General features: G+C 57.7%; 19 protein-coding genes, 1 tRNA gene and 6 pseudogenes. 13 read left to right on the top strand and 13 right to left on the bottom strand.

Annotation, left to right across the window (positions count from 1 at the left end):
* Positions 1 to 225: 225 nt before the first annotated feature.
* The 3 genes and pseudogenes from OVA00_RS32640 to OVA00_RS32630 all read left to right on the top strand — a co-directional run.
* Complete coding sequence (locus tag OVA00_RS32640; protein ID WP_268090464.1) at positions 226 to 1,410, top strand: RICIN domain-containing protein; 1,185 nt, start codon at positions 226 to 228, stop codon at positions 1,408 to 1,410.
* Between the two features lie 253 nt (positions 1,411 to 1,663).
* Positions 1,664 to 1,739: transfer RNA gene (locus tag OVA00_RS32635), tRNA-Ile, on the top strand.
* A gap of 135 nt (positions 1,740 to 1,874) precedes the next feature.
* Positions 1,875 to 2,778 (top strand): annotated as a pseudogene (locus OVA00_RS32630) (IS3 family transposase); the annotation flags it as partial.
* Between the two features lie 166 nt (positions 2,779 to 2,944).
* On the opposite strand, the gene OVA00_RS32620 reads toward OVA00_RS32630, so the two are convergent.
* Positions 2,945 to 3,724: a class I SAM-dependent methyltransferase gene (locus OVA00_RS32620; RefSeq protein WP_268090463.1), complete on the bottom strand. Its 780-nt coding sequence runs from the start codon at positions 3,722 to 3,724 to the stop codon at positions 2,945 to 2,947.
* A 431-nt stretch (positions 3,725 to 4,155) separates the two neighbouring features.
* On the opposite strand from OVA00_RS32620, the gene OVA00_RS32615 reads away from it, so the two are divergent.
* From OVA00_RS32615 to OVA00_RS32605, 3 genes are all read left to right on the top strand, one after another.
* Entirely contained in the window at positions 4,156 to 4,629 is a 474-nt protein-coding gene (locus OVA00_RS32615) for a GNAT family N-acetyltransferase (RefSeq protein ID WP_268090462.1), read from the top strand.
* Between the two features lie 133 nt (positions 4,630 to 4,762).
* The gene (locus OVA00_RS32610; RefSeq protein ID WP_268090461.1) at positions 4,763 to 6,118 is read left to right on the top strand and encodes a serine hydrolase domain-containing protein; all 1,356 of its coding nucleotides are present in this window, start codon (positions 4,763 to 4,765) and stop codon (positions 6,116 to 6,118) included.
* 260 nt (positions 6,119 to 6,378) lie between these two features.
* The gene (locus OVA00_RS32605) at positions 6,379 to 6,537 is read left to right on the top strand and encodes a hypothetical protein (protein ID WP_268090460.1); all 159 of its coding nucleotides are present in this window, start codon (positions 6,379 to 6,381) and stop codon (positions 6,535 to 6,537) included.
* A 12-nt stretch (positions 6,538 to 6,549) separates the two neighbouring features.
* Here OVA00_RS32605 and OVA00_RS32600 read toward each other — a convergent pair whose 3' ends face one another.
* The 5 genes and pseudogenes from OVA00_RS32600 to OVA00_RS32580 all read right to left on the bottom strand — a co-directional run bounded on the left by OVA00_RS32600 (position 6,550) and on the right by OVA00_RS32580 (position 10,561).
* Positions 6,550 to 7,113, bottom strand: coding sequence for an AAA family ATPase (locus tag OVA00_RS32600; protein WP_268090459.1), 564 nt, complete (start codon positions 7,111 to 7,113; stop codon positions 6,550 to 6,552).
* A gap of 45 nt (positions 7,114 to 7,158) precedes the next feature.
* Complete coding sequence (rlmN, locus tag OVA00_RS32595; RefSeq protein WP_268090458.1) at positions 7,159 to 8,235, bottom strand: 23S rRNA (adenine(2503)-C(2))-methyltransferase RlmN; 1,077 nt, start codon at positions 8,233 to 8,235, stop codon at positions 7,159 to 7,161.
* 119 nt (positions 8,236 to 8,354) lie between these two features.
* Complete coding sequence (locus OVA00_RS32590) at positions 8,355 to 8,924, bottom strand: TetR/AcrR family transcriptional regulator (protein ID WP_268090457.1); 570 nt, start codon at positions 8,922 to 8,924, stop codon at positions 8,355 to 8,357.
* Between the two features lie 805 nt (positions 8,925 to 9,729).
* A pseudogene (locus OVA00_RS32585) lies at positions 9,730 to 9,901 on the bottom strand (DUF932 domain-containing protein); the annotation flags it as partial.
* Between the two features lie 444 nt (positions 9,902 to 10,345).
* Complete coding sequence (locus OVA00_RS32580) at positions 10,346 to 10,561, bottom strand: DUF736 family protein (RefSeq protein WP_268091131.1); 216 nt, start codon at positions 10,559 to 10,561, stop codon at positions 10,346 to 10,348.
* Positions 10,562 to 10,865: 304 nt separating this feature from the next.
* On the opposite strand from OVA00_RS32580, the gene rsgA reads away from it, so the two are divergent.
* Entirely contained in the window at positions 10,866 to 11,924 is a 1,059-nt protein-coding gene (gene rsgA, locus OVA00_RS32575) for a ribosome small subunit-dependent GTPase A (RefSeq protein ID WP_268090456.1), read from the top strand.
* Between the two features lie 115 nt (positions 11,925 to 12,039).
* Here the strand turns inward: rsgA and OVA00_RS32570 are convergent.
* Positions 12,040 to 12,428: pseudogene (locus OVA00_RS32570) on the bottom strand (transposase); the annotation flags it as partial.
* Positions 12,429 to 12,625: 197 nt separating this feature from the next.
* Positions 12,626 to 14,029 (bottom strand): annotated as a pseudogene (locus OVA00_RS32565) (dipeptide ABC transporter ATP-binding protein); the annotation flags it as partial.
* 626 nt (positions 14,030 to 14,655) lie between these two features.
* Here OVA00_RS32565 and OVA00_RS32560 point away from each other — a divergent pair.
* Both OVA00_RS32560 and OVA00_RS32555 read left to right on the top strand, forming a co-directional pair.
* Positions 14,656 to 15,141, top strand: coding sequence for a hypothetical protein (locus tag OVA00_RS32560; RefSeq protein ID WP_268090455.1), 486 nt, complete (start codon positions 14,656 to 14,658; stop codon positions 15,139 to 15,141).
* Positions 15,142 to 15,556: 415 nt separating this feature from the next.
* Positions 15,557 to 15,730, top strand: a complete 174-nt coding sequence (locus OVA00_RS32555) for a hypothetical protein (protein ID WP_268090454.1) — start codon at positions 15,557 to 15,559, stop codon at positions 15,728 to 15,730.
* A gap of 988 nt (positions 15,731 to 16,718) precedes the next feature.
* On the opposite strand, the gene OVA00_RS32550 is transcribed toward OVA00_RS32555, so the two are convergent.
* The 5 genes from OVA00_RS32550 to OVA00_RS32530 form a co-directional block, all read right to left on the bottom strand.
* Entirely contained in the window at positions 16,719 to 17,003 is a 285-nt protein-coding gene (locus OVA00_RS32550) for a DUF1515 family protein (RefSeq protein ID WP_326494155.1), read from the bottom strand.
* 92 nt (positions 17,004 to 17,095) lie between these two features.
* Positions 17,096 to 17,329, bottom strand: coding sequence for a hypothetical protein (locus tag OVA00_RS32545; protein ID WP_268091130.1), 234 nt, complete (start codon positions 17,327 to 17,329; stop codon positions 17,096 to 17,098).
* Entirely contained in the window at positions 17,220 to 17,456 is a 237-nt protein-coding gene (locus OVA00_RS32540) for a hypothetical protein (protein WP_268090453.1), read from the bottom strand. The genes OVA00_RS32545 and OVA00_RS32540 overlap by 110 nt, the downstream gene beginning before the upstream one ends.
* A 1-nt stretch (position 17,457) precedes the next feature.
* A complete protein-coding gene (locus OVA00_RS32535; RefSeq protein ID WP_268090452.1) occupies positions 17,458 to 17,838 on the bottom strand; it encodes a hypothetical protein in 381 nt (126 codons plus the stop codon).
* Positions 17,839 to 17,859: 21 nt separating this feature from the next.
* Entirely contained in the window at positions 17,860 to 18,156 is a 297-nt protein-coding gene (locus OVA00_RS32530; protein WP_268090451.1) for a hypothetical protein, read from the bottom strand.
* 339 nt (positions 18,157 to 18,495) lie between these two features.
* Between OVA00_RS32530 and OVA00_RS32525 the strand changes: the two are divergent.
* The 4 genes and pseudogenes from OVA00_RS32525 to OVA00_RS32510 form a co-directional block, all read left to right on the top strand.
* Positions 18,496 to 18,704: pseudogene (locus OVA00_RS32525) on the top strand (hypothetical protein); the annotation flags it as partial.
* Positions 18,704 to 19,042: pseudogene (locus OVA00_RS32520) on the top strand (HNH endonuclease signature motif containing protein); the annotation flags it as partial. The pseudogenes OVA00_RS32525 and OVA00_RS32520, both read left to right, overlap by 1 nt.
* A gap of 308 nt (positions 19,043 to 19,350) precedes the next feature.
* The gene (locus OVA00_RS32515) at positions 19,351 to 19,824 is read left to right on the top strand and encodes a hypothetical protein (RefSeq protein ID WP_268090450.1); all 474 of its coding nucleotides are present in this window, start codon (positions 19,351 to 19,353) and stop codon (positions 19,822 to 19,824) included.
* On the top strand, positions 19,821 to 20,162 hold the full coding sequence (locus OVA00_RS32510) for a hypothetical protein (protein WP_268090449.1): 342 nt from the start codon (positions 19,821 to 19,823) through the stop codon (positions 20,160 to 20,162). The genes OVA00_RS32515 and OVA00_RS32510 overlap by 4 nt, the downstream gene beginning before the upstream one ends.
* The last annotated feature ends 5 nt before the right edge of the window (positions 20,163 to 20,167 follow it).

Here is a 20,167-nt window from a genome sequence, read left to right as displayed (position 1 = left end):
GATTGAAGATCGCCCGCACAAAGGTCGGGCCATGTCTCTGTTCCGGCCGGGACGAGGCGGCAGCCCCAGGAGGCTCGCCTGATCTTCAAGCCGTTAATTGATCGGGTTCGGTACACGGCGCTGGGGCATCTTAAAAGTGCGCTAACCGGTACTACCATTAGTGGTTGACGATAATATGCGCCCCTGCCCAGAGTTGAGCGTGACCGCGTTTTGAAGGAATTGGTTATGCTTTACCCCGACAATGCTTTACGCGCAGGACGCGTACAGGAACTTGCAAATGAAACCACGACGTATTTCCTCGAAGCCGGGAATTATTGGTCGGCCTTCACAGGCAGACTCAAGGACGCGAACGCCGCTGTGGCACGATCTTACCGAGCAATTGGCGCCACTCCACCGCCAGTTACACGAGTCCAAATCGAAGCCGCCGAAGGCATCTCCGAATGGGTTGAGTGGGCAATAGCGATCCCCTCCGGCATCGCCATTGAGGAACTCTTATTGGGGCGCCAATTCCGCAACGCCATAATCTCGCGTTGGTCGAAGAGCCCCGGCTTCAAAACCTGGGCTGAGGTCAAGTTCAGGGGAAAGTTCACACGCGGAAAGATACTCGGGGGGGTGCTATCCAGCGGTATCGCGTTCGCAGCAACTTTCGGGATCCAAGTTGCCATTGAGGCAATAGCCGAGTCGAGGCGAAAGGAAGAGCTTCTTGCTTCCATCCAAGACCTCCTCCCGATCCGCGCAGATTTTTGGGTTGCGCGCGAGCAATCTAAACTGATGGCCGACACCATCGACCAGGTTCTGCTCACTGTCGAGATGCTGGAGGGGCTCGAAATCTCCGAACGCGAGCTGGGCGAACGCATCCAGCGCTCCGTCGCGAACATTGGTAACCGCATGCAGGCCATCACCATTGACGTGGCCTATGCACGGTTAGCGCAATCTGATCACTCACGGGGTTCTTACCTGATGGGGGACTTCCCAGTAATTGACCATCCCGTTCGCTTGCAGGCTATCGTGAATGGGACTTTGGCAACACTTGATCTATGGGACAGCCGGCACGAAAATGAAGCTGCCGTAAAGGTAGACACGCGAATTCACGGCGGATACAATCAAAAGTGGGTCCTTGAAGCTGACGACAAAACAAAGTCGTTTCGGGTCAGGTCTGTTGAGTCCGGTAAGTACTTGACCGTCTTTCACGCATCAACGGAGCCAGGGGTGAATATTGTCACCTATGAAGGAAATGAGGGAGACAATCAAAGGTGGAACTTCGCTGCAGCGAACGGCGGCCTCTACCTAGTGTCACGTTCATCTGGCCTGGTCCTCACAATCGCCGATGAGGCAAACTTAATTGGCTCACGCGTAACTCAGGACACTCCCGATACCAGACAAGGTCAACGCTGGCTTATGGTTCCGTAAGCACTGGATGCTTGGTTCGACAAAAGGTTGGGCCCTCATGGCGCTCACATACTCATCCCGCGTTCGGGCAGCCGAATTCAATGGTAAGCTTCGCGATCGATGGTGGGATAACGGGACGCTCACGTTTTCTTTCTTGCCTTAGAAGCTCACGTTCAAGCAGCCGAGCCACTTAAGGCTGTTATCGAGCCTTAAAACGCCCTGCAGTTTCTCGACGAGATAGTCGATGAAACTTTCCTTAGAAACTTTTCTGGTGGGGCCTGTAGCTCATTGGTTAGAGCCGTCGGCTCATAACCGACTGGTTGCAGGTTAGAGTCCTGCCGGGCCCACCATTTCAACATCCCAATCGATACGTTACGCGATCGCCTTAGAAATGGACTCCCTCCGTGTACGGAGGGCTGAATTTACTGCATTATGACGGCTTGTCTTACTTGTCCGACAGGCGGACAAGAAGCTCAATGAAAGCCGTCCCAGACACGCTGGGCGTCTCCCGTTCCAACCTAGTGGGGCGGTTGAAAGGCAGATCAAAGCCACGCGGGCCCTATCGGAAGGCTGAGCATGCAGAGCTTCTGCCCGTCATTCGCAGGCTGGTGGATCAGAGGCCAACCTACGGCTATCGGCGGATCGCCGCGCTCCTCAATCGCGAAAGGCGAGCCGCCGATAAGCCTGTCGTCAACGCCAAGCGGGTTCACCGCATCATGGGCAACCACGCCATGTTGCTGGAGAAGCATACGGCAGCTCGCAAGGGCCGCATCCATGACGGCAAGGTCATGGTCTTGCGCTCCAATCTGCGCTGGTGCTCCGACGGTCTGGAGTTCACCTGCTGGAACGGCGAGGTCATCCGTCTCGCCTTCATCATCGAAGCTTTCGACCGCGAGATCATCGCATGGACGGTTGTTGCCAATGCAGGCATCTCCGGCTCGGACGTGCGCGACATCATGCTGGAGGCAGTCGAGAAGCGGTTCGCAGCAACCCGCGCCCCGCATGTTATCGAGCATCTCTCGGACAATGGCTCGGCTTATACGGCAAGAGAGACCGGGCTGTTTGCCCAGGCGCTCAATCTGACACCCTGCTTCACCCCCGTCGCCAGCCCCCAGTCGAACGGCATGTCCGAGGCATTGGTGAAAACTCTGAAATGGGATTACATCCGCATCTCGGCCCTACCGGACGCCGCAACAGCGCTCCGACTTATCGACGGATCACCGACCGCACTCTGGCCTCGGCCGGCTGACACCCGCCGAGTTCGCTCAGTCCACCAACCCGCGACGTGATGCGGTGCTGCGCAGCCGAAATGGCTCTGCACCGCAACCCGCCGCTACCGCCCCAAACACAGCAACCCAAAACCGCTGGAGCGAACTCAAAGCTGGATAAAACTTGGGGCAAGGTCACCACCTCGGCGAGCAGCGCGTTGGTAAGCGTGGTCTTGCCCGTGGAGGTGCGGCCCGCGACGAGGATATTGGCGCGGGCCGCGACTTTCACCCGCCCGCTTTATCAATTTGTGACATAGGTGCGAAGCTGCGCAATGATCCACTCAAAGCTATTTAGCATCTGCACTGTCCGCAGGTCGAAGGGCTTCGAAGCTGATGATTTCGTCGTCTTTTTGCGGCGCTTGTCCATGCTGGTAGTTACCCGACACTACCACATCCGTGAAACCGGCGGCGTGTAAAGCGAGCAAGAACTCATTGACACCCCACCACCTTAGTTTGAACAAATCAAGTTCGGTCGCCAACAACTTCCCCCCTTGCCAGTGTTCATAGCGAAGGTGGGAAAGAGTTGTTTGCGCGACATAATTGGTTTCAACTCGATGATCGGTCAACGTTAGCAGGTCGCCGCCGTCGGTTGTCCAGGTGCGAATAGCGCCTGAAGAACCAAGAAAACTCCCGATCGGATCGAGGTCGATGATCAATTTGCCATTGGGAAGCAGATATTCATAGAAGCGTCTTAACACAGCGTTGGCAGAGGTTACATCCGTAACCAACTGGAACGACCCTGCTGGAATGATGATGGCTGCAAAGCGCTTATCATAGGTGAATGCTTCGAATGTCTGCCGTGTCAGAGTCGTGATGACGCTGCGTTTCCGGCATTCATCTTGGCAATATTCCAGCATCTCTGTGGACGGATCAAAGCCCTCAACAGCGAAACCAGCCTCCAGAAGGGGTACGAGAAGGCGGCCATTGCCAACCGCCGGCTCCAAAATGGGGCCGTCGCCGCAGTGTTGGAGGCGCTGTCGATAATACTCCTGATCCCCAAATGAGCGACCGACCGGTTTGTCGAGGTCATAGACCCAAGAAGCCAGTTTTCCGTATCGATTTAGCATCTAATTCCTATTCCATATCAGGCCCGCTAGTCGAAGGCCGGTGCAGATCATCGACCTCCAAAGCAGCCTTTAGCCTAATCATCCGGCCGAAATGTCCGAATTGTCCACATCATGCCGAACAAATGTCTTAGTGTGCCTGTTCCGCAACATTCCGCTCTCTGTTTGCGGTTGTGCTGCGTAAGAGATTTATGTATAGCAATGCTGAATAAGCCTATTGTCAGGGAGGTGCGCTATGCTTAAAATTTCTGCTGTATTCGCGCTCGCTGGTTTCAGGCTTTATTCCAAGCATTAAGTCCTGCTGCGGCGAGCATAGCCAGAAATCGTGTCATCAACATTTGCGCCACAGAGCGCCTCTTTTGGGCACGGTAATCCACTCAACAAGTGTGTCTAGAGATTGGTGCGACCTGTCGCGCCAGCAGGAAAATTATATCATGAAAGAAGAAGTGCAATCTCACGTTGCCGAGGTATTGACGATTGCTGTTGATAGAATCAAGCTCGCGGATCATGCCGATATTCGGTCGTTGCGCGTGGGCAAAGGTCAAGAATCATTTGTAGCTAGCAACGAGGACTCGTTGGAGGAGGCAGAAGATAATCCTGCCTGTGTCCCGCTCATAATTCGCGCGCAAGGTAATCCTGTTGGATTTGCTATGTATGCGCTCGATGAGGATGACGGAAACTACTGGATCTATCGTCTAATGATCGATTCCCGTTTCCAGGGCAAAGGATATGGGCGTGCTGCTCTTTTGCAGATCATCAATAAGCTGTCAGGGATTCCGGACTGCTCATGCATCATGCTGGGTGTAAAACCCGGAAATGATCAGGCCATCAGAATTTATGAACGGGTCGGCTTTCGGCTGACCGGCGATACTCTGGATGGTGAATTCGTCATGAAATACGAAATCTAACGTGATGCGGCCTGGGGCGCGAAATTCGCTACCCAGGCCGTCCTGTGTCGCCCACGGAGCGAGCTTAACACCTTACCCATACCGCAAACTATCCGGCGATCGCAGCGGGTCGTCGACGAAGTGACCTTGAAAAATGCAGATAGAAAATCTCCTCGTTGATCTCGCCACACGCCTTCTGCCCGCAGTTCCCATAGAGGGGCGTATCCAGCCAATGAGCCTTCATGAGCGCATGGCATATCATAATGTGCCCGGTGTTTCGCTAGCGCTCTCAGATGGTGCGAGCATCGCGACGACCGCACTAGGCAGTGCCGATAGTGGCTGTCAGATGACGGAAGGAACGATATTGCAGGCGGCTTCGGCCAGCAAAGCCATCACCGCCTTTCTATCGCTGATGATGGTGGAGCGGGGTCTCCTGCCACTCGATTCCGACCTTCGCCCGCTGCTTAAAAGCTGGATGCCTGAAGATGCCAGTCCGTTCACACTGCTTCAGCTAGCCAGTCATACGGCAGGCTTCAATGTCCACGGATTTGACGGTTATGCGCGGGATTACGGGCTGCCGACGCTAACTCAGATCCTTGGCGGTGAGGCGCCGGCGAAGAATGCGGCAATCAAGCAGATCGCCAAGCCCGGTACACAATTCAAATACTCGGGCGGCGGGTACACCCTTTTGGAGCTGCTGCTGGAAGATGTCTGCGGCCGCTCGTTCGAAGAGTTGGTCAAGGAATACGTCTTCGCTCCCTTGTCAATGGAGGCCTCAGACTTCCAGCCGGCGCCACCGCACCCCCTCGCTGCTGGCTTCGATGCGAACGGAGAGCGGGTGCAAGGCGGGCATCTGGTTTATCCGGAGCGCGCGGCGGCTGGCCTGTGGACTACCCCTGGTGACCTGGTGAAATTTTGTAACGGTGTTCGCAAGGCACTTTCTGGGGATGGGATTCTTTCAGGAGAACTCGCCGGGCTATTCACCAAGCCGCAGGATGACCTTGGTGTCATGAATTTCGGTTTCTTCAATGGCCCTGGCGGGTGGATTGAGCATGGCGGGGCCAATGCAGGCTTTCGGGTCCAGATGTGGCTTTGCGATCATCACGCCCTTGCCATCATTAGTAATGGTGATGGCGGTTCGCTGCTCAACAGGGAAATTCTGCATGGATTAGCGCAGATGGCGGGATGGGATGAGATTATGCCCACGCCGGCAATCCCCTGCCATTTGGAAAGACGGAGCGCCGAATCATTTTGCGGTGGCTACGTATTTGCAGGCGACAGCGGTATTGGGGTCCCCGTATGTGAAATCTTCATGCGCAATGGGGCGCTTCACTTTTCCGTCGAGGATGAGTGGTTCGAACTCGTCCACGTTGGTGATGGAGCCTTTATCGTGCCGACCCGGCCTGGGTTTCGCGTTGTGATGGACGGGGAGCAACTCGCCCTCCTTATTTACGAGGATGTTTTCCGCGCTTCTCGACAAAATTGTGCAGGAGTGGACGCACAATCGTGATGATTCTGACGTATTCAAACAGGTATCTGGCGGGTCACCTCGATCCTTGGTAACCGCGCCACCTACGAGACGACTTCTACCTGGCAGGCCAGTGACGGGCCGAGCGCGGATAAGATTTCTTCAAGTCGAGGGCCGCTGCCGCCATCCCCCACCACGATGTTTTCCTTAGTGAGATCGACCCATATCACCATATCTTGTTCCGCCAGATGACGCTCTTGCCGTAGCGCTGCCACCAGGCGGTCATTCCGGACAACCTTGGCATGAAGATGATGGTCCGTAAGCGTAGCAGTGAAGGCGACATCCAGCCTGCCTTAGAGCAACCTCGTTTGCGCACGTTCTCCCGTGAGAAAGATAAGGACCGCACAGCCCAAGCTATTCAAAATATGCGCGCTTCAGAAAACGCTGATGGCTCAATCTAGTTAGCTATCTGCTTACAAAATATGACTACGTTCAGTGGATTTCAGGAGGCAATTGTCGCCGACGACCATAGCTGAAATGACTTGAAGCAAATGGTCGGTCCGATCATTTGCCTCAGTCTTCAAAACGTGTGATTCCAATGATCCGAGAGTTTCAAACTGTCGGTAAAGTGAGGTGATCACCTCCGGATCGGCGAGCGTATCGCCGCCGCGCCGCTGACAGCGGTCGATGGCCACGCGCAACGGCGGCCGAAGAATTACGTAGTGGACGGGAACCGTCAGACCTTCGAACGCCGGCAGGAACCATGGCCCGATGATCCCGTCGAGAATGACGAAATACCCACCCTCGGCATAGGCGGACACGGTTCGAGAAAGCGCATCCATCACCACCCGATTCTGAGCGTCGGATTCTGGCAGGTAGGGAGCGATGGCGCCGTTCTTAATGAAATGCCAGAAGTCGTCGGAGTGGAGATGGACCTTCGCCGACCCCGCTGTCTGCGCAAGTGCTGCCGCGACCGTCGTCTTTCCGGACCCCGGTGGCCCGGTCAAGATGAGGACTTCTCCTTTGCATTCGAGCATGATCAGTTCCTTGATTTCAGCACTCGTTTCCTGTGCTTGCCCGATTTAGTTAGCGGCCTTCCTTTGCGCGGAATATTTGTCGACTCTCAGTCCCGTTATATCTCGCAACCACAACTGGCCGCACGCTGCGGAGATGTCACGTCCTTGCGTATCGCGAACGACAACGGGGACATGCGCGCGCTCTAGTTCGCTTCGGAACATGCGAAGGCTTCGGTCCGGTGTGCGGTCGATAGCGATGCCGTCCACGGGGTTCCAGCGCGTTAGATTCACCCGTGCCCTCTGACCCGCCAGCATTCGGGCAAGGCGCGTTGGGTCAGTCGGCGTATCATTGATGCCCGGTAGGATTAGATATACGAAGGTTACGGTGCGGTTATGTCGCGCCGCCCAGGACAGGGCTCGAGAGATGACTTCGGCGATGTCATGCTTGCGAGCGCCGGGAATCAGGCGGTCCCGGATTTCCTGCGTGGTGGCATGCAGAGATATCGTCAGGTTCATACCCAAGTGCTCCTCGCGTAGCTGCTTCAGCGCCTTGGGAATGCCGATCGTCGAGATCGTGATACCAGTCGTCGGAAAATCGCAGCCTCGCCTATCCCGCAGGATGCGGATCGCTTTCATGACCTGATCATAGTTGTTGAGGGGTTCGCCGATACCCATGAAGACGATGCGATTGACCTTCGGGCCAAGCTGCACAACCTGCTCGACGATCTCGCCTGCCAAGAGGTTCCGCCTAAGGCCGGCCTGTCCGGAAGCGCAGAACTGACAGGCAAAGGCACAGCCCACCTGCGATGAGATACAGGCGGTATGTCCATCACGACGGCGGATAAGGACACTCTCGACCGCATAGCCGTCTGGCAGACCAAAGAGCAATTTCCGCGACAGGCCGCCACGTTTAAGCGTGATGCGGTTCAAGCCCCTTAACCGAAGTCCGGACGTGTCTGCCCAGTTTCGCAGCGCACGCGGCAGTTCGGCATGTGGCCAGAAGAGGTCCCGATAGGAAACCCCGGCGTCTTCACCTGCATTCAACGCGTCGAACTCAGCCGCCGTGAGATCGAGGGCAAGGCGCGCTTCAGGTTCAAATATGGCTGGCGTAGCCAGCCGCGTTTGCTCATGGCTAACAGGCATCGTCGCGATTCCAAAGACAGAAACGCCCGACGCGAGAGGTGAGCCAGGTCGCTTGGATATATATAACCGACGCGACTGTTATAAACAATCCCTTTGCTGGGAGAGCTTGAATCAGACGATTAGTCGAAAACGTGATTGGAATAGAGATGTGCGAGAAGATCTCGTACTCGCGTGGTCATGTAGATCGAAAGCTCGCCCTGAGGCTCGACGAGCCATTGCATGCAAGAACCCTGTATGACCGTCTGAATGAGGCTAGCGGTCCTAGCGGGATCATGGGGGCGGTCGGGCAACAACCGCTCGATGGCGCTCACGACCAGCCGGTTGCGTTCGGCAGCCAGTTTCTGGAGCGTTGGCTCAGCGAGGTCGGCTGATAGAAGAAGCAGATAGCGCTCCGTGCCGCCGCCACTTCCCATGCCGGCGATGAGATCCTTCAACATCATCCACAACACCTCTAGGCCGGTCTCAGGAGACTGTTCCGCAAAATAATCGCGGACATCCTGCGTCATCCGCTCCATGACCTTTCGGTGGAGAGTCGCCTTATCAGTGAAACGCTGGATAAGGGCGGCTCGTGATATGTCGACAGCGATAGCGACATCGGACAGAGTGAACGAGGCCGGTCCTTTTTCCAGGAGCACCTTGCGGGCGGTGTCGAGGACGAATTCGTCGCTATAGCGTTTGGGGCGTGGCATGGGAGGTGGTCTCGTTCTGGTGGAAATCGATGAAGCGTGTTCAAAGCCTCGCGACCGTTTGCCTTGTCATCCGGTCCTATGGATTGAAATTCTTTCGAGTAGGTTAGCACCCTCATCATCGCCTGCATGAAAGTTATGATCGCTCATGCCTAGATTACAGCCTTTCTACCAGGTTGGAAAAAGATTGTCGCTGCCAGGTAGGTGGCACCGGGCGGCGGCGGCGCATGCTAGGAAAACAGCACCTGGCATGCTGCAATTATCGCTTCTTCTCCGGTGGGCGGATGCTCGTCGTTAGTCAGGCGCTACAAAGGCGCAAATCGCTGCAATGCCCGACAATGCCCTACCGAGAGCCGTGCAAAGAACCCTTCTTTCGTCGCGTGACTGTGGTCCGTTGAAGAACGACCGCCGGCCATGGGATCACCCCGGGTTCATTAAGGGCGCCGGTGTCGATGGCGACAGCGGGCTATGGCGAACAATGGCGAGGGATCGGCGACGGGTAGCGTGCCGCATTTGCGCCTATGCGCTGACGGCACCCCTCCGGTTGCTCTGGCTGGCATCGCTATTTGGAGCCGCGCGGCAGCGTAATCCGCGTCATCGGGATGAGATAAGCCGATTATTTCGGCGCGCTGGCCTTCTTCAGCAACTCGCCGGGCTCGACCTCAAGCGCATCCGCGGTCTGGCCAAGGACCATGACACTGACGGACAACGTCGACACGCTCGATGGCACCGACTACCGGCGTATTCTGGAACAGGTAGTCGCGGCGGCGGACTTGCGTAGGCTATGTGCCCTGTGACTTGATCGGTCCTCCACAATGTCGATGGTCGGGACATAGACATAAACGCTCGGAACGGCTGTCGTGCGCCTCGCGGGCGAAAATCGACGGGGCGCGACGATAAAGCGTTTCATTGTCAAGGGCTTCACGCCCGCTGATCTGGTGGGAGTTGCGCCGCACCGGGTTGGCAAGCTGGTGGTTCATAATCTTGATCCTCATTGGCTTGGCTTGCAGCGCAGCGCTGCGCTGCAAGCCTGGCCGTCGCCGAGACCGGGGGTGGAAAGAGCAAGGGCGGCCGGGACGAGGGGGATTACCCAGCCTGCACGGAACGAGGTACGACGTGGAGGAAGGCCGGGGAACCGCCCTGCCGAGCAGCAGGGATCCCTTGCGCCGCGCCGGGGGGGCAGCGCCCCCAAGCAACCCTTCTCGGCGTGAGCGGAAGCGGGAGTCCGGTATAAAGCCGGATCAGAAAGCCGCCGAACCTGGAATCCGCACATCCTGATCGCCGTATCGTTCTGGAATGCGGGGTACCGGCATGACGAAGCCCCGCGCGTGGCGGGGCTTCGGAAGTGTTTGGCCTCAGTCCCCGTTGCGACGGGATCAGATCAGATTGTGGCTTTCGCCGCGCTCGTCTTCAACCAGGCTGGATTAAATCGGGGCTGGAAAGCTCGGATCGTCCAGCTTGACCGAGAGATATTCGCGCTGCGTTTCGCGGGCGGCCGTCTTCCAGGCCGAACTCGACGTTGGTGCCTGCGATGCGGCGGAAGTCGGGGCCGCGCTCACTTTCGCCTCGGAGGGAACGAACTTGGTCTTGACGTTGAGGGTCGGAAAGGGACCCGATGGCGTTGTGTGGGCGGAAGTCATTGTAAAAAGAGGCAACACGACACGCGCGGGAAAATCCGCCACTAGACATCAAGGCATTTTGCCAGGATAGTTACTCTGAAGCTTATTTGACCTGCAAAGGAGACGCCTGATGATTGTCGCCCTTTCCCAACCGACTGGCGAAGCCGGATAGTGGTTTATAGAGCATGCCCTCAGACCTGAGTTTCTGAACAGGAAAACTTCAACCCTACCCTTTCGACCAGCTCCAAAAGCCCCGAAACCTCGGCCACCCGGCGAGGTATACTTAATTGTGTCCGCTCATGCGGCACCAGCTGGTACGAAAAATATGACATCCCAGAATATCACACTGGCCGATCTTGGCTGGAATAGCTTTTTTGCCGGACAGCTAAAGATTGAAGAGAATGGTCTGCCCGTGCGCGTAATGGCAGTGCACCGCGACAGGTTGCATGTAGTAGGCCCCGAAATTGACACGCTTGTTTCCCCTTTCAGGGAAAGCGGGGAGGGCAATATGGCCGTAGCAACCGTCGGCGATTGGCTGCTACTCGATGCGCAAACGGCGCGGCCCAGTCGATTGTTGCGTCGCCGTAGCCTCTTCAAACGCCGGGCTGCGGGCACCGCCCGCAATCTTCAGCTGATCGCAGCCAATGTCGACACTCTTTTCATCGTGTCGTCTTGTAACCAGGAATTCAATCCAGCGCGGCTCGAGCGGTATCTGGCAGTCGCGAGAGAAGCCGAAGTAACCCCGGTGATCGTGCTGACGAAAGCCGACGCTACTGACAATACCGGCGAATTCGTCCGCAAGGCCCAGAAGCTCCTACCAGGACTACTGGTTGAGGCTGTCGATGCGCGCGAGGCGCAAAGTGTTACTTGCTTGACGCCGTGGTGCTCGCGCGGCCAAACGATTGCGCTGCTCGGCTCGTCTGGTGTCGGGAAGTCAACACTTGTCAACACACTGGCAGGCCATCATCTGGCACAAACGCAAGATATCCGCGAAGACGACGCCAAGGGACGACACACAACCACCGGGCGCACACTATGCCGGCTCCCTGCTGGTGGCTGGTTGATAGACACGCCCGGCATGCGCGAACTGCAACTGACAGATGTGGCTGCGGGGGTTGATGAGGTGTTCGCGGATATTGTGTCGCTTGCTCGAAATTGCCGCTTCAATGATTGTAGACACCAGACAGAGCCTGGCTGCGCGATCCAGTCGGCAGTTGAGTTGGGTAAAATCGAGGCGTCGCGGATCAAGCGCTGGCATAAACTCGCCGCAGAAGAGGCTTTCAATGGCGCAAGACTTGCCGAACGAAATGCCCACGGCCGTGACTTCGCAAAATTGACAAACAAGGCAAGGAAGGCAAAAAAGCGGGCGCGCTGCGACGAGTAGTGCGCCACGGGCGCTCCCTGGCTGAACTCGCGACTCGCGATCGCCGCAATGCAAGCTGGCGAGGGCTACGGCCCCTTGGTCCTTGCCAACCGTTACGACGGCATCGATCTAGCGTGATTGATTCCAACACTTGGTGCCCGCGTTTGACGGCGGCAATGATGTCGTCTAGGTCTGCGTTATGTTCTTTGATGAACCGGTTGATGGCCTCCTGCAGGTCGACGACGGAGTGAAAGACGCCGTGCTTCAACCGTCGGCGTGTCAGTTTTGCGAAGAAGCCCTCGACGGCGTTCAGCCATGAACATGATGTTGGAACGAAGTGGAAGGTCCATCGCGGATGCCTTGCCAGCCATGCGCGGACCTTCGGCTGTTTGTAGGTCGCGTAGTGTCGCGAATGACGTGGACGGCCTTATCCTTCGGCAGTTCCGCCTCAATCGACTTGAGGAAACGGGTTAACTGCTGATGCCGGTGACGCTGCATGTTGCGGCCGATCGCCGAGCCGTCGAGTCCTCAAAGAATCTCTATCTTCGAACCCAACCGTAGGGCCGACGCCCGCCACTCACACACTAGGAATTTTTCCAGCCCCCGCAGCCGGCCGGGACCTGGCGCTCGATCGTTCCTCGATGCGTTCGAGAAGAGCGGCAAAGCCCTCGCGAAGAGGTGCTGCTATCTGCGCGTCCCTCCGATGACCCGATTGTGCGTTTGTGGGCGCCGTTCACCTCTGTACCAGGTTGACCATAGTCGATGGACTGCACCGGACTTCTGATCTCGTCGATCGTCATGGGCCGTTTGACGTTGCGCCGCACCGGATCCGGTACGGGGACTGCTGCCAACAGTTTTCGCGTATAGGAATGCTGAGGGTTTTCAAACACGGCCTGGCGTGGGCCGATTTCGACGATCTCGCCTAGATACATCACCGCGACCCGGTGGCTTACCCGCTCCACAACGGCCATGTCGTGGCTGATGAACAGATAGGCGAGATTGAAGCTCTGCTGAAGGTCGAGCAGAAGATTGCATACTTGTGCCTTGATCGACACATCGAGCGCCGACGCCGCCTCGTCGGCAACGATTAACTTCGGATCGAGCATGAGGGAGCGCGCGATGGCGATGCGCTGTCGCTGACCTCCGGAAAACTCATGCGGATAGCGCCGCATCAGGTCGGGGTTGAGCCCGACGCGTTTCAGAAGATCCGCCGCCTTGTCGCGTGCTTGCAGCCTTGTGCCGAGACCGTGCTCGATGAAAGGCTCCATCACCGCCGAACCAATTGTCATGCGGGGGTCGAGACTGGCGAACGGATCCTGGAAAACCATTTGAACGGTGCGCCGCATCTTGCGCAATTGCGCTCGATTAAGGCTCATCGCATCATAGCCGTCGATCAGGATCGTTCCGGCAGACGGTTCGACCAGCCGGATGATCGAACGCCCCGTCGTCGACTTGCCGCAGCCGGATTCGCCGACAAGCGACAAAGTCTCACCCGGCGTGAGTTCGAATGACACATCCTCGACCGCATGCACCGCACCGCTCTTGCGGCCGAGCAGCCCGGAACGGATGTCGAAGGTCAGATTTTTGACCTCGAGCACAGGGCGTTGACCGGCCGCCGGCAACATTGCCTCACCTTCCTCTTGGGTCGCCCGACCGGTGACGATGTCGATCACCGGAAAACGCATGGGCCGCTCACGTCCCGCCATGGATCCAAGCCTGGGAACCGTCGACAACAGCGCCCTTGTATAGGGGTGTTTGCCGCGATTGAAGATATCGTCGGTAGCACCTGTTTCCACTGCATCGCCGCGGAACATGACAATCGTGCGGTCGGCGACTTCCGCCACGACGCCCATGTCGTGCGTTATGAAAAGAACCGCCATGCCCTCCTCTTCCTGAAGCGCCTTGATCAGATCGAGGATCTGGCCCGGGATTGTCACATCGAGCGCTGTCGTCGGCTCGTCCGCGATCAGAAGTTTGGGCTTAGAAGCAAGCGCCATGGCGATCATCACGCGCTGGCGCATGCCGCCGGAGAACTGACGCGGATACTCTTCGAAGCGTCCCTTGGCGTTCGGAATGCGCACTTTCTCCAGAAGCCTGATCACCTCCGCCCTCGCCTCGGCCCCTGCTCCATTGACCTATTCGCCCTGGATCCGTCGCAGGCACCAATCCCAATAGGTCTTGACCATCTCGGTGGCCTCTCGCGCAGTATCGCGATAGCCTAGGTTCGGCGTGGGTGGCGATCCTTTAAAGGTGCGGGGGACAGACCCGGCCCAGTTCCAGCGGCCAGCCAGTGCGTCGCCATTGATAGCGGGGCTGTTAGGGCTCGGTCATGGGTTACGATGCGACGGCTACGAGGAGAAAATCAAGCTGCAAGGAACCAATTTCAACCTCATAGATTGAATAGGTGGGCTGGCGAGTTCCATCCTGCCGGCCCGGCAGAAGCACGACACTCTCATGGCCCCTTAATCGCCTTTCGGGGCCATTCTTTTTCTGGCCTGCCCCCTGGAAGCGAATTCTACGCCTCCTATATAAGCTAATGCGCATTTAGATCACCGCCCTTCGGAGACTGAAGGCGCCTGACGGCTTCACCATTAGTGAAGTCGTGTAGCCGGCCTCGTCGCCCCCCACGACGAGGCCGTTTCTTAGAGTCGCCTTTCCGAGCACACCCGTAGAATCTCTGAACCATTGGGCGCATAGTATAGCGCGTTAGAACTAGCGCGGGCCGCCTGCCGCCCCACGCGAAGGGGACCGCATGTCTTCCAAGGATCCAGATCTAGATATAGACGCCGAAGACATCAGCCTTTTGGTTGAAATACTAAAAGCCGCTGGTTATCTCGAAGCCAAAGAAAGAGATGAACGCGCCGAAAAGTTCCTGACGGCCGCCATTCAGCGGGGCGAACTGACAAAGGCGCAACTGACCGCCTTTCTTGGGAAGCGCGGCGCGCCAGGCGGAAAAAATCAAACTGCAGCCCAAACGAAAACGGAAGCCATCAATCGGTGGGAGAATGAAGGTGGCGCAATCGCACGTTCACCTTTTGAGCTTCCTCCAAGTCCGGTTCGACGCGCACCCGCTTCATTCATAGGAGGTGTCAGTGCACATACCGCCCAAACTCGCAATTCAACATCTTGGTCCCCGAGATCTTGCCTTGATACGAAAAGTCTTCTAAACGGCCTGCGCCAAAACTCGCATTCCACATTTCAGCAAGCGCGCCGTCCGCCTAGCAAGCTTCATCGCTGATGAATACCGGCTTGGGAACAAGGATGAAACTTCCCTTCTAGAGTGCGCTATCTGGTTCGGTACCGCCCGCATTCCCTTAGCAACTGAGGACAGTTCACCTAGCGACACCCAAGTTGCGGCGACGCGAGAGGGTAGAGGTCGGGCAGGCTTGCGCAAAACCGGCGTGCCTAAAAGCCAAGGCTAGAGACTTCTCCACACTACCGAGTGCCGGATTGCACAAGCAAGACGTGGAGCGCAAGATAACGTGTTTACAGTGAATGAACGCGGACGCTGTCGCAGCGGACTTTCAAGTCTGCGGCCCCCTGAAGGACAAGCTACCGTCCCAGAATCCGAAGACATACGTCAAATCAACCGGCTTAAGGGTTCCATGAGTTGCCAACGTTTCCGCCTCCAAAATGAAGAGTGAGGCACTTCAATGTTCGAGATCTTCATAGCGAAAGCGAACATCGAGAACTTCAGAGGTTTTATCTCCAGGGAGAATGACCCCTCGAAGAAAGAAATACTGAAGGAACTGCTAACAGTAGAGCAAGACAAATTGGCTGCAGCCCTTATTGCAATGTCGCAAACCGGGACCGCTGATGAGGCCTAAGCGTCTTGAGATCCGCTCCTGTGGTTTCCGTTAGAAAGACTCTTTTCCCGGCGGCTGCAATAGTGCATTGTTCGCCGCCGAAAGGAGGCCCTCATGTCTTACGATTGGGAAAGCACCAGACGGCAACGGTTTAGGCACGCTCGGGTTTGGCTTCTGATCGCCTTGACAGCTTGGTTTGTCGCCCTCGCGTTGATGCCATAGCGACAAAACCGAGATCTGGCGAGCAGTCATGGTGATCCGAAAAAACGGATCCTTGCTACCCAAATGGATTACGCAACTACCCCCTCGGCATGATTGCGATCAGCCATCAATTTTGCGACGATACAACCGTGGTCGCGCAACACAACCAATCCATGATTGTGTCTTTCGTTGCCGTGCCGCCACTGCATTGATGTACGTATTGCGTTTTTTATGGTTTGACGACCTCAAAAGATGAGGCCCCGTTCCCCGGCGCGGCTTCATTTTGGATGCAGCCCGTTTTGGCGGAACCAGCCGCCAGGATGGCAGCTAAAACAAAGAGCTCTCCAGTTTGGGCTCTTTTGCAACGACACCTCCATCTCGGCCCCTTAGTCGCCTTCGGGGCCGCTTTTTTTTGCAAGGTAGGAACCCATCCATGGCTGCCGCGTTTCTGGCTTTGTGAAGCCCTTTCCCCGATCAGGGCGACACCTTCACAATCCCTCCGGAAGTGAAGTCTGCTTGGTGCCCATGGCCTCGTCGCCGCCCGACGGGGCCATTCCTTTTCATACCCATAGATTTCGCAGGAGCATTTTTGCTCTCCCTAGTCTTCGGTATCGAAACCGAGGACGCGATATGGACGACGATTTAGACCTCACCGAGACGATGACGAATTCCTTATGCTCTATCTGGCCGCAGCCGCTCTCTCGGCTGACGGCCGACGAACGGAAGACGCAATCTGGCTCAAGATCGAACAGGCGCGCCGACGTGGATGCTCCGACGCGCCACTGCATTGAGGGTTGCTATCGTTCGATCACCCCTTCCCGATAATCACGAACACAATTCTTCTGATGGCTTCGGCGAAGCTTACGCCAAGAGCCATCGCTGCAATGCCGGTCACGCCGAGCGCGCCGATGCCCATCAGCTTCCACCGTTTCACATCGTCGGTGACCGGCTTCATTTCGGCCACGTTCGAATCGATGGTCGATACCGATGCCTCTAGGTCGCCGACGCGATCGACGAGCTGATCCATGCGTTGATGCACGGCAGCCCGGCTCGTCGCTGCCTTATCCTCTGCCCGCAGAGACCCCTCATCCAATCGCCGGATCGATTCCTGCGGCCCCGCATGCCCGCGACCAGTTCCCCAAGCTGGCGGTGAACCGCTGCATCAATTTCCATTGGTGCCATCCCCTAGCGCCCTTCCCCGTGTCGCTCGCATTCCGCCTTTGTCCAGATCGCCGCCGCGCAGATGCCCACCGCGGTCCGATCTATCTTCCGCTGATCTTCAGCCGTCGCCCCTCGCGCGCCGATCAGATCAGTACCGACCACGCGCCTGAGACCGTCGGCACTTGCCGGCGCCGTGATCCCACACGCCGCCCCAATCGAGGCATAGGTCAAAATCACTGCGAGCATTGCTCGCTGCATCACCGCTCGCATCGTTCTGCCTTTCAATCTTGGTGATGACCGACCGGGCACCGTCCTCGCGGATCTCGGCAACCAGCCAGACGACACCGGCGAGCACGAGCCCGGCAGCGATGATACGCGGCCACATGTCAGCGAGCCGCGGCGCGGTTCACCGACCAGCGGCCGGTAAGGAACATGAAAGCCGCGACCGAGCCGATGACGATTAGCAGCGCAGCGATACCGAAGGCATAGGGATTGTTGACGCCGAGCACCGCCGAGAGGCCAGCGCCGCCGAAGAGCCCGCCAACTGTCGTGACGGCAGTGCCACTCCTCTCGGCCGGCATATCGTCAGCCTTCGCCGCTTCCGGCTTCACATCCGGCAGATCGGCCGGCACTCGCGACGCCTCGAGCGCGTCGAGGAGATTGCGATAATAGCCGGCGATCAGCTTCGGCTTGTCGGTTCCGTTGACGATCTTGCGCGCGCCGATCGGATCGTTGTCGACCTGGTTGAAATAGTCGGCGAGCTTCACCCCCGGTGAAGAGGCCGCCGATCATGCCATCAAAGAGAATGCGGATGGCGGTTGCCATCTCGGCCGCCTTCTCCGGCGCTTTGGCAAGGCCGAATTTGTCATAGTTCTGCTTGCCGGTGATCTGCGGCAAGCCCCGGCCGCGATGGAGCCAGCGTCATCGGGCGCGGTGTTGCCCATCCGGCCGCCATAGACCTTGTTCGCCAGCTTGCGCGGGTTTCGGGCGAAGGGCTTGGCGCTGGCGATCGTCGGGAAGCGGGACGGCCAGACCTGGGTGAGCCGCTCGGCCGAGTAATACAGGTTCTCGGTCACCGGCTGCATGGTTCCGACGGGCGCGGCTTTCCTTGGTCTTCCCTCACCACCGTGAACAGTTGCGAGCAGCCAGGAACCCGACGCTTTACGATCTCTTCGAGTCCTACGCGTTGGCCGCGCAGACCGTCGACAATCTGCTGAAGGAGCACCCCCGCCGCGAGGAATTGATAAACGAGTATCAGGCGCTGTGCCTGGACTTGGAGTCCGAAGTCGTATCACTCCTGGACCGGATTGAATTGCAAAGTCACTAAGGAACTCTACTCGTTGTAATCGTTATGCGGGTTGGCCCCCGCCGCCGGGTGCTATCGCAGCCTCAAGGGCTTTAATCCGAGCAACAAGATCACCTAATGCGCCATGAAGTGCAGCGAGCCGGCGTTCCTGAAATTCCTTGAGGAGCGCCACAGCCTTCAGCGCCCCCTGACACAGGAGCGAGCTGCGACGAAGGTCCGTTCCATCCTTAGTATTCGTCGCGCCGCGAGCTGGACAGCAACCAGGACGCTGCGGCCCGCTGGCGCAGCCTGGTCAATGCTTTCGACGCTTGGAGGCAGCACGGATGATGATGAGCCGCCGCGACGAGATCCGCGAGAAGATCATGGCGAGGGTCGTCGTCGACCCCGTAACCGGCTGCTGGATTTGGCAAGGCCCCACCTCCGGCAGCAAGGGCCGCGGCAAAAACTATCCGCGGATGAACCTCAGCGGCCAGACCGTCGCCGTGCATCTCGTCATGTGGACCAACGAGCACGGCCACATTCCCGGTAAGAAGCAGCTCGACCACAAATGCCGCACCCGCCTTTGCGTCAATCCGGACCCAAAGCATACGGAGCTGGTGACTCACAAGGAGAATCAGAAGCGCCGCGACCGGGCGCGCGCCGGCATGATCGGCCACAATGGCGGCCGTCGACACGCGCGCGCGCCGGTCCGCCGTGCTTCCTCCAGGCCTTCCGCCCTTTGGCGTTACTCGCGAGCAGGCCGCTCTGCTTTTGAGCATCAGCGTGTCTCTGTTTGACAGCGCCGTTGAAGTTGGCAAGATGCCACAACCGAGAGTGCATTTCGGGCGAAACATATGGGATGTCGACGAGCTTTGGGCGAGCTTCCGCGCGCCACCACACAAAGCAGGGATGAGCCGAGACCCCGACGAGCTGCGACCCCAAGGGAACGCTTTCGACAATGCCAAAAAGGCTTGATGACAAACTGCCGAAGGGCGTGAGCCTCGATCGCGACTGGCGCACCAGAGAAGCGCGCTACTACTTTCGCGCGCCGGGCCGGAAGAAGGTCCGCCTCAAAGAGACACCCGGGACGGATGCTTTCGACAAGGAAGTTGCCTTCGCCCGCCTGGGAATACCGTACGTGCCTGAAGGCGCAGAGCCGCCGCATGCCGGTGTGACGCTGAAACGAGATCCCGCCGAAGGGACCGTCGATTGGCTCTATGCGGAGTACAAGCGGCGCGCAACAATCAGCGCCGGCGTCATGGCGCGACGGGCGACCATCTTGGAGGAGGTCTGCGATTACAAGTTCGGCTCAGCTCGATGTGGCGACCTACCATACGCTGACATGCGCAAGCGCCATGTCGTCGAGATCCGCGATGCCGTCCGAGACAAACCGGGTTCGCGCAACGATGTGAAGAAAGCAATCTCCGCATTGTTCGCGTGGGCCGTCGAAAGCGACCTCGCGCGATGAACCCAGCAGCGAAGATCAAACTCTTACACTCCGGCGACGGCTTCCACACTTGGACGGTCGACGAGGTGCGCCAGTACGAGGCCAAACACGGCGCAGGCACGAAGGCGCGCCTCATGCTGCACCTAGCGCTCTACACCGGCTTGCGCCTCGATAGTCTCTCCATCGTCGGCCTCCAGCACATTCGCAATGGCCAATTGACCATCCGTCCGGAGAAGACGCGCAAGTCGAGCGGCGTCATCGTCGACATTCCAATGCTGCCTGAGTTGCAAAAAGACGATCGACGAGCCCCCGACTGGAAAAAACCTGACCTTCCTCGTTACCGAGTTTGGCAAACCTAACCATT

The sequence above is a fragment of the Ensifer sp. SL37 genome (assembly GCF_026672675.1).
In the GTDB taxonomy this organism is placed as follows: domain Bacteria; phylum Pseudomonadota; class Alphaproteobacteria; order Rhizobiales; family Rhizobiaceae; genus Ensifer; species Ensifer adhaerens.
The sequence above is the reverse complement of the archived record's forward strand: the minus strand, read 5'-3'. Positions and strand labels throughout refer to the sequence as shown.